We start from the raw sequence: 8,409 nt of genomic DNA on the forward strand, positions 1-8,409 counted from the left end.
TGACGAAACTGTCCGCCAGGGTCCGGGGCGATCAATCCGGGATAGCCCGCCGACGGCGGCCTAAACCCGGGTGGAACGGAAGCTCGGCATGATCACGCGGTGTGCGGCCCACGCGAGCGGCTTCGTTGCGGGCCGGGCGCCGCCCCGGTTCCGGTGGGCGGTGCCGGGCTGTACACCGGCTGGAGGAACAGACTGCCGTACCGGTCGTCCTGGGCGGCGGTGAGCGCTCCGGGCCGGGGCTGCTCGGCGATGGGGTGGCTGAACAGCGCACTGTCGAGGGTGGGAGTACTGATCGGGGGTTCCTTTCGTGGGTGCCGCCGGTGGGCGGCGTGCTGCAGGAGTGCGGCGGCGAGCCGCTGCCGGCCGGGGTGTTCCCGGCGGCTGTGAAGTGTGCCGTGCGGCGTCGGGGCTGATTTCCAGCGGGACGACCAGCGGGAGGGGCCGATGCCGTGAGCAGTTCGGCGCTCGGATCGCGGGCCCGGGGCCACCGTCGACTACCGCCAACACCGAGCGTACACGACGACTGCGCTGAGTGTGTGAAGGGTGGGACACGGTCAGGGGAAGATTCGACCGGGGTCCCTACGCCACGAGGTGCGGGTACTCCGCGGCCCGGTGCTGGAAGGCCAGGACGGCGGGATTCCGGACGACGCCGTCGCGGATCTCGATGGCGCGGCGGACGGTTTCGTCACCGTCCCATGCGGACGGTCCGCCGAGGACCGTCTCCAGGAACGGGAGCAGCGCCTCGCTGTTCTCCCACGTGGCCGAGTTCCACAGGTAGGACGGGCTGTGGTCGACGGCGTAGTACGTGATGCCGTCACCGACCACGAACGCCGGCTCGGCGAACGTGGTGGGCCGGGCCCAGCTGAAGCCCATGCCTTCGTCGCAGGAGACGTCGACGATGAGGCTGCCGGGCGCGAACGCGGCGAGGTCGTCCTCGAGGAGGAAGGTCAACGGCGCGGCGGTGTCCTGCAGGACGCAGTTGACGACGATGTCGTGCTCCGCGAGGAACCCTGCCAGCGGCACCCGGCCGCGGTCGGTGAGGGCGTGGCTGCGGCGCGGGTCGCCGGGGTTGTTCACGTCGTGCTCGAACTGCACCATCGTCGCGGAGTGGATCGGCGAAGCGACCGCCGGGACGTCGCGGCCGGTGAGCACGTGCACGTCGTGCACGCCGTGCGCGTTGAGCGCGGTCACCGCTCCCCGCGCGGTTGCCCCGAAGCCGATCACCGCCGCCCGCAGCCGCCGGCCGTAGTCGCCGGTCGAGCCGATCACCTGCAGGGCGTGCAGCACCGAGGAGTAGCCGGCCAGTTCGTTGTTCTTGTGGAAGACGTGCAGGCCGAACGAGCCGTCGCGGTTCCAGTGGTTCATCGCTTCGAAGGCGATCAGCGTCAGCCGGTTGTCGATGGCCGTCTGGGTGAGTTCGCGGTCCTGGACGCAGTGCGGCCAGCCCCACAGCACCTGGCCCGGCCGCAGTTCCGCGACGTCCCGCGGGAGCGGCTTGGCCAGCAGGATGATGTCGCACTCGGCGATGAGCTGTTCCCGCGTGCGCAGCCCGGCGACGGCGCCGGCCAGTTGTGCGTCGGGGACGCCGAAAGCTTCGCCGTAGCCGTGTTCGAGGTGGATGCGGCCACGGAGGCCGGCGTCGATGCGGTCGACGTGGCGCGGGTGGATCGGCAGCCGGCGTTCGCCCGCTTTCCGCGAATGCGCGACGACGCCGAGGGTGAGCTGGTGCACGTGGGCCCCTTTGCTAGACCTCAGTCTAAGCACACGGGGTGTTCGCCCGTTCGCCCGCTCGGCGGCGCGGAGACATCCGGGGCACGCTGGAACCGGTCACGTCCTTGCCGGGGCGGGTACCGAGCCGTGGAAAGGCGGACGCTCATGACAGCCGATCGGCCGGTGAGCCCGAAGAGCGAATCCTCCGCAGAGGTGCTGTCCGCCGTTCCCTACGGGCTCCGGGTCGCGGCCGCCGTCGGCTGGCGTTCGCTGGTGGTGGCGGCCGCACTGACGGTGCTGGGCTTCGTGGTCGTCAAGCTGGCCTCGGTGCTGGTCCCGGTCGCGGTGGCGCTGCTGCTCGCGGGCCTGTTCTCCCCGGCCGTTTCCTGGCTGGCGGGCAAGAAGGTCCCCCGCGGTCTCGCGGCCGCGATCGTGCTGGTCGGGGGAACCGTGCTGGCCGGCGGCGTGGTGACGTTCGTGGTCATCAGCGTCACCGTCGGCATGCCCGGGCTGATCGACCAGGTCACCGCGAGCCTGACCGACCTGCACACCTGGCTGCGCACCGGGCCGCTGCACCTCAGCCAGGTCCAGCTCGACGAAATGCTCGGCAACCTGACCGCCACGCTCGGCCGGAACAAGTCGGCGATCGCCTCGGGTGCCCTCACCACGGCGGTGACCGTGGGGGAACTGCTCGCCGAGTCCCTGCTCGTTCTGTTCTGCCTGATCTTCTTCCTCGCCCAGGGCCGGGTGATCTGGGTGTTCGTGCTGCGGGCCGTGCCGGCCCGCGTGCGCGACCGCGTCGACGTGGCCGGCCGCAGCGGGTTCACCACCCTGGCGCACTACATCCGCGGCACGGCGGCCGTCGCGTTCGTCGACGCCGCCGGTATCGGCCTCGGCCTGGTGATCATCGGAGTTCCGTTGGCGGCTCCGCTGAGCGCGCTGGTCTTCCTCGGCGCGTTCGTCCCGGTCATCGGCTCGGTGATCGCGGGCGCGATCGCCGTCCTGGTGGCGCTGGTGGCCAACGGCGTGTGGGCGGCCGTCATCGTGCTCGCCGTCGTCGTCGGCGTCATGCAACTCGAAAGCCACGTCCTGCAACCACTGCTGCTCGGGCGCGCCGTCCGGCTGCATCCCCTCGCCGTGGTCCTCGCCCTCGCCATCGGGCTGGTCGCCGCCGGCATCGTCGGCGCCCTGTTCGCCGTGCCCCTGCTCGCCGTCTTCAGCTCGGGCGTGCGCAGCCTGGCCGCCCGGCCGGAGAACCACTCGCCCGGGCGAACCGGGCCCGGGGCTTCCGGTTCTACTCTGGAAGACCGCGCCCCGGACCCCGGCGACCGATGACGGCGCGCACCCGTGCGCCGCGAGCGAAGGCGGGCACCGGTGGACGACGAGCAAACCGATCCGCAACCGGCGGGACGGACCGCGGAGAGCGCGTACCGGCTCTGGCCCACGCGCCACGGCGGTGGCTACCCACCCGGCTGGCGCGTCCGCTACCGCCACCGCGCCGGCCGCGCGCACGCGTCCTCGTGCGCGGCCCCGGCGTGGTGCGAGAACGTCGGGACCGTCGCGGGACACAGCCTGCGCGACGAGCACACCAGCACCACCTGGGTGCCCGTCCGCCGGCAGGGGGCTGCCTCCGATGAGCAGGTCAGCCTGGTGCGGGCCACCGACATCCTCGACGCCCACCCGCCCGGTTCCGGCGAGCGAACCGGGAACTGAGCCGTCGCCGCCGTCCCGCCGGTGAAACCGGGGTCGCGCGGTCAGCCGGTGTCCGCCGCCCAGCGCGGCGCCGCGATGGCCGCCGCCCGCGAGGTGTGGACGACCAGACGTTCGTCGGTGCGGGTGAGCCGCAGCGGCCGCAAGGTCGCGCGCGTCGTGGCGACCAGCCGCACATCGGTGCCCGGGGCGGCCCGGTGGGTGTCGAGCAGCACCGCCAGCCCGGCGGAGTTCAGGAACCGGACGAGGGACAGGTCCACGACCATCCGCCGCGGCGCCCGGCTCGCGTTCGCGGCCAGGACGTCGTGGAGCATCGGCGCCGTGCAGAGGTCGACGTCACCGTCCACGGCGACGACCACCGTCGCACCGAGCCACTCCACGGTGATGGCCAGATCCTGGTACCGGTGGACCGGCGCCCGGCGCGGGCGCGGGAAATCGATGACGACGGGCGGCACGATCGGCTCGCCGGGCGAACCCGGTCCGTGGCGGCCGGTCATGACGCGGCGCGCCCGCTCTGGTGCCGGATGGAATCCCCGCCCTTGTGGTGATCCCTCCGCCCGTACACGCCTTCGAGCACGTTCTCGAGTTTGTGCACGGCACCCTGGCACGCCTCGGCGACCGAACCCGCGTGGTGGCTGACGGCCACCTTCCGGCGTCCGGTCGGCCGGGCCTCGAGCACGCAGCGGCGCTCCGTTCCGCCGTCGGCGGCGGACTCCTCGCTGAAGTGGACTTCCAGCCGCGTGAGGTGGTCGCTGAACCGCGACAACCGGGCGGCCAGCTCCCCTTCGAAGTGCCGGATCAGCTCTTCGCCGCCGGGCACCGTTCGGTCCGTGCTGATCTGGATCTGCATGCGTTGTCCTCTCGCCGGCCGGCCCGGGTCTGCGCGGGCGTCCGGCCATCGTGTCCACTCCGGCGACGGCCTGCCCAGGGTCACCCGCCCCCGGCCCGAGGGCCGAAGGAACCTTTCTCCCGTCCGCCGCACCGCCGCGACAGCCTCCGGGGTCAGCCGGCCGGGGCGTCCCCGGTTCCCGTCCGGAACTCGGCGATCCGGGTCAGCAGCTCCCGGCCGGCCCGGCTGGCCGGGCCGGCCCGCAGCACGGCCTCCAGCGGCCGCAGGCGCCCCTTCGCGCGCACCGACCGGATCTCCCGTGCGACGCGGACGGCCTCGATTCCCACGCGTGCGGCCGCCTCGGTGTCGTGCCGGACGGCGTGGGCGAGGGCGAGCATGATCTGGGTCAGCGAACGGCTTCTGCTCATCTCCGGCCCGTAGGCGGCCACTGCCTCGTCGAGGAACGGGATCGCGAGGGCCGCGTGGCGGCGATCGACGGTGCACCCGAGTTCGACCCGGACCGTTCCGGTCATCGCGGCGAGGTCGTTCGCGTCGAAGAACCGCGTCCAGGGCGCCGCCGCCGCGTCGGCGGGGAACGCCTCGATCGACTGGCCCAGGTGCCGCAAGGCGGCGGGCTCGTCCGCCCGCATCGCCCAGGCCCACGCCTGGTTGATCGAGAGGATGGCCCGCGCCCGGGCCGACGATCCCCGCACTGCCGCGTCCTGTCCCCGATCGAACTCCGCCAGCGCGTCGTCGACCGAGCCGCGCTGCAGGTGCAGGCGGCCGCGCCGGTAGCTGACGTTGGCGAGCAGGTCGTGGTCCGCGGCCTCCACCGCGAGCTCCGCCGCCACGTCGAACGACCGGAGGGCGGACTCGTCGCGGCCGACGTCGAACTCCGTCCACGCCAGCAGGTTGTGCAGGTCGGCCAGACCGCGGCAAAGCCGTCGCCGCAGTCTCGGCGGAACGGATCCTTCGCGCAGCAGGACCGTCCACGAGGCGAGCGCCGCAAGCGGGGCGTGGCAGTACCCGCCGCCGTACCGGTAGTCCAGGGCGCGGAACGCGCGGGTCGTCGCCTCGAGCGCTTCGAGATCGCTCACCTCGACCCGGAACGGCAGCGGAAAATGAATCATCACAGCGTCTCCGTTTCCAGGTATGACTTGATGCGTCACCAGGGTCCGGAGCGTCAACCGAGATTAAACGATCCCCGGCGCCCCGAGCCCGCCGAACGGGAAATGCCGGAAGATTTGCTTGAAAAGGGCGGGAACATTCGCGTGCATCCGCCGGAACGCGAACGGGAACGCGGAGGACCGCCCCGATCGCCTTGTGCGCTTCCGGGCCGTCCTCCGCCGGTCCCGCGGAAGGGCCGAAAGTTCTCCGATGGGTGACCTGCGGCCCTACGCGGGGCCGGGTCGGCCGGTGAGACTGGCGATCCGACCGAGGGACGGAGCCCGGGCTGTGCACGTGCGACTTTCGCTGCCGGAACGGAACGATCTCACCCTCGGCGTAGAGGAGGAATTCGTCCTCGCGGACCCGGTGACCGGCGGGGTGGCGCTCGCCGCGCCCCGGGTGCTGGAACTGCTCGACGGCGAACCCGCCGTGATGCCGGAATTCCTGCGGTTCCAGCTCGAAACCGCCACCGGGGTCCACACCGGCCTCGACGAAACCCGGGCGGACCTGCTCGGGTTGCGCCGGCTCGTGGCGGACGCGGCCGACCGGGCCGGGTGCCTGGTGCTGGCGTCCGGGACACCCCCGTGCGGCGACCTGCCGGGCCGGTCCGCCATCACCGCCGAACCCCGGTACCGCGCGCTGGCCGCCCGGTTCCCCGCGCTCCTCCCGGAAGCCGGCACGTGCGCCTGCCACGTGCACGTCGGCATCCCGTCCCCGGCACTCGGCGTCCGGGTCCTGGCCGGCCTGCGCCCCTGGCTCGCCCCGCTGCTGGCCATCAGCGCCAATTCGCCGCTCGCCCACGACGAGGACTCCGGGTGGGCCAGCGGCCGGTACCCCCTGTGGTCGCGCTGGCCGACCGCGAACCCGCCGCTGGACTGGCCGGACGCGTCCGCCTACACCGCGAGCGTCGACAGCGCGGTGCGCCGTGGTGAGGCCTTGGACGCGACCGGGGTCTACTTCTACGCCCGGCTCTCGCCTAAGTACCCGACGGTCGAGATCCGCATCGCGGACGTCGGCTTGACGGCCGAAGACGCGGTGCTGCTCGCCGGGCTGACCCGCGCCCTCGTGGTCACCATCCTCGCGGAGGCCCGGGCCGGCATCGCGCCCCGGCCGGTCCGGACCGCGCTGGTCGCCGCATCGCTCACCGCCGCGGCGCGCGGCGGCTACCCCGGCGACGGCATCGACCCCCGCACCGGGCAGGTCCTCCCGCAGCACGTGCTCGTCGGCCGGCTCCTCGACTACGTCCGGCCGGCTTTGGAGGCCAACGGGGACTTCGCGACGGTCGAGCGGCAGCTTGCCGCGGTGCAGGCCGGGAAAACCGGCGCGGCACGCCAGCGCGCGCTGTTCGCCGACGCCGGCTCACCGGCCGCGCTCGTGGCGGAGCTGGCCTCGGCGGCTCTCGCCGGGAACAGCGGGACCGGCCGCGCCGGCCCGGCACCGAGGCCACGGCCGGTGGCCGTCCCCGACGGCTGAGCCGGCTCCGGTGACGCCCGCGACCTGCGACGGCGCACGGCGCACGGCGCACGGCGCACGGCGCACGGCGCACCGATCTCGTGCACCGCCGGACCCCGCAACCGCCGCCCTCGTTCGAGGGTCCCTCATCCGGGGGATTCGGTTCTGGTGGATGGCGTAGAGCGTCTAGGCTGCGCGGACCGCCCCAGACCTCGGCGTGCCCGCCGTTCCCGCACTGCGCGGAACGCACCCACGGCCGAGGAGAAGACGGATGACTGCCCGGAACCCGCACGCCGTCACTCCCCCCGCACCCCGGCGCCAGATCGCCTACTGCGTCGGGAACTGGCGCGTCACCTACGCCGGCCCGGACCCACGCTCGCCGCGGACCGGCGCCATCGCCGGCCGGCCCGAGTTCGGGCCCGAAGGCGCCCGTGTCCCCGTGATCGCCGACGACGGCCCCACGGCCTCGGTGCACTGGGTCGACGAGCGGGACATCATCGCCGTGACCGCGAAGCCGGCCGACGAACGACCGGTCCCCGGACGCCCCTGAACCGATCGCCGAGGAGCGCGCACCGCGGCGATCGACGACGGCGCAGGCGAGTCCCGCTGGTGCTGTTCGGTCTTCCGCCCGGCACCGTTGCGCGAAAAGTGATCGCGCGGCGGCGGGTGTAGAATCCGGGGTACCGAGAGCATTTCGCGTGCCGGCGGCAGAGCCGGTGCCGTCCTCGGTTTCCCTCCACATCGGTCACCGCGATCGGGACGGGACAGCGGCATGGCGCCGGAATCGCCCACCAGAACCAGAACGTCCTCCGCACGGCCGGGTCAGCGCACTCGCCCCCCGCCCAGACTGGTGTGGAAACCCCGGAGCGGACCGGCTGGTCACGTCGACGGCGGCTGGTGGCCGTGGTCGCGCGACCTCGCGGCGGAACTGCCGGGGCTGGCCGCGGCGCTGACGGCCCGGATGGGCCACCTCACCAGGGTGGCGTACACCGTGTCCGAATGGGACAGTGCGCCGCGGCGGCTCGAGCTCGAGGGCCACGTCATCCGGCTCGACGGTCTCCTCGACCGGGACGGCCACGTCCTGTCGGTGACCGGGCCGGAACCGAACCAGCTCACCCTCCTCGTCATCCCACCGGAGGCGGTGGCCACCGCGGGACACCGCGCGCTGATGACCGCGTCCCGCCGCGGCAACACCGACCGGCCGGCGGACATCCTCGCCGCGAGCGGGGCGCTCGCCGCTCCGGCGGTGCCACGGCCCCGCCACGACACCACCGAGGACGACTGGGAGACCGAAGGCGGGCACGTCTCCTGATCCCTCCCGCCGAACCGCGACCGGCGCCGGGTGTCACCACGAAGCGAATCCGATCGTTCGACGCAATCCCGTTTCCCGGCACGCGATGGCCCACCCGTTTCGCCGACGCCCCGAGCGGCCGGCCGGGCTATCCTCGAAGGTGTCCGCCCCGGACCTCGGCGGTGCCACCCCGAAGTGACCGGACCGGGCGGAGGACTGTGATGATCACTGCGACACCGGGAGCGCCGGG

The 8,409-nt window shown here is 73.3% G+C and carries 9 protein-coding genes; 5 read left to right on the forward strand and 4 right to left on the reverse strand.

All coding sequences use genetic code 11. From position 1 onward, the window contains the following. Positions 1–579: 579 nt before the first annotated feature. Positions 580–1,731, reverse strand: coding sequence for a N(5)-(carboxyethyl)ornithine synthase (locus CCN39_RS40215; RefSeq protein WP_086851390.1), 1,152 nt, complete (start codon positions 1,729–1,731; stop codon positions 580–582). 144 nt (positions 1,732–1,875) lie between these two features. Here CCN39_RS40215 and CCN39_RS40220 point away from each other — a divergent pair, with 144 nt between their 5' ends. Then, complete coding sequence (locus tag CCN39_RS40220; protein ID WP_086851392.1) at positions 1,876–3,045, forward strand: AI-2E family transporter; 1,170 nt, start codon at positions 1,876–1,878, stop codon at positions 3,043–3,045. Between the two features lie 39 nt (positions 3,046–3,084). After that, positions 3,085–3,423 carry a hypothetical protein gene (locus CCN39_RS40225; RefSeq protein WP_086851394.1) on the forward strand — a complete coding sequence of 113 codons (339 nt, stop codon included), beginning with the start codon at positions 3,085–3,087 and terminating at the stop codon, positions 3,421–3,423. 41 nt (positions 3,424–3,464) lie between these two features. Here CCN39_RS40225 and CCN39_RS40230 read toward each other — a convergent pair whose 3' ends face one another. The 3 genes from CCN39_RS40230 to CCN39_RS52225 form a co-directional block, all read right to left on the reverse strand. Further along, complete coding sequence (locus tag CCN39_RS40230) at positions 3,465–3,917, reverse strand: STAS domain-containing protein (protein WP_086851396.1); 453 nt, start codon at positions 3,915–3,917, stop codon at positions 3,465–3,467. After that, positions 3,914–4,270, reverse strand: a complete 357-nt coding sequence (locus CCN39_RS40235) for an HPF/RaiA family ribosome-associated protein (RefSeq protein ID WP_086851398.1) — start codon at positions 4,268–4,270, stop codon at positions 3,914–3,916. The genes CCN39_RS40230 and CCN39_RS40235 overlap by 4 nt, the downstream gene beginning before the upstream one ends. A 152-nt stretch (positions 4,271–4,422) precedes the next feature. Then, positions 4,423–5,379: an NsdA family TPR-like regulatory protein gene (locus tag CCN39_RS52225; RefSeq protein ID WP_244211214.1), complete on the reverse strand. Its 957-nt coding sequence runs from the start codon at positions 5,377–5,379 to the stop codon at positions 4,423–4,425. A 325-nt stretch (positions 5,380–5,704) separates the two neighbouring features. On the opposite strand from CCN39_RS52225, the gene CCN39_RS40245 reads away from it, so the two are divergent. From CCN39_RS40245 to CCN39_RS40255, 3 genes are all read left to right on the forward strand, one after another. Continuing rightward, the gene (locus CCN39_RS40245) at positions 5,705–6,889 is read left to right on the forward strand and encodes a carboxylate-amine ligase (protein ID WP_086851399.1); all 1,185 of its coding nucleotides are present in this window, start codon (positions 5,705–5,707) and stop codon (positions 6,887–6,889) included. Positions 6,890–7,139: 250 nt separating this feature from the next. Next, positions 7,140–7,418, forward strand: coding sequence for a hypothetical protein (locus tag CCN39_RS40250; protein ID WP_086851404.1), 279 nt, complete (start codon positions 7,140–7,142; stop codon positions 7,416–7,418). A gap of 300 nt (positions 7,419–7,718) precedes the next feature. Beyond that, entirely contained in the window at positions 7,719–8,180 is a 462-nt protein-coding gene (locus CCN39_RS40255) for a DUF5994 family protein (RefSeq protein WP_086851406.1), read from the forward strand. Positions 8,181–8,409 lie beyond the last annotated feature (229 nt).

Origin of the sequence: Amycolatopsis kentuckyensis, from assembly GCF_002155975.1 — a bacterium.
Classification (GTDB): Bacteria; Actinomycetota; Actinomycetes; order Mycobacteriales; family Pseudonocardiaceae; genus Amycolatopsis; species Amycolatopsis kentuckyensis.

What these genes read in the sequence shown, in the direction of transcription:
- CCN39_RS40220 (WP_086851392.1), top strand. Translation starts at nt 1,876, where the DNA reads ATGACAGCCGATCGGCCGGTGAGCCCGAAGAGCGAATCCTCCGCAGAG.
- CCN39_RS40230 (WP_086851396.1), bottom strand. Translation starts at nt 3,917, where the DNA reads ATGACCGGCCGCCACGGACCGGGTTCGCCCGGCGAGCCGATCGTGCCG.
- CCN39_RS40235 (WP_086851398.1), bottom strand. Translation starts at nt 4,270, where the DNA reads ATGCAGATCCAGATCAGCACGGACCGAACGGTGCCCGGCGGCGAAGAG.
- CCN39_RS52225 (WP_244211214.1), bottom strand. Translation starts at nt 5,379, where the DNA reads ATGATTCATTTTCCGCTGCCGTTCCGGGTCGAGGTGAGCGATCTCGAA.
- CCN39_RS40250 (WP_086851404.1), top strand. Translation starts at nt 7,140, where the DNA reads ATGACTGCCCGGAACCCGCACGCCGTCACTCCCCCCGCACCCCGGCGC.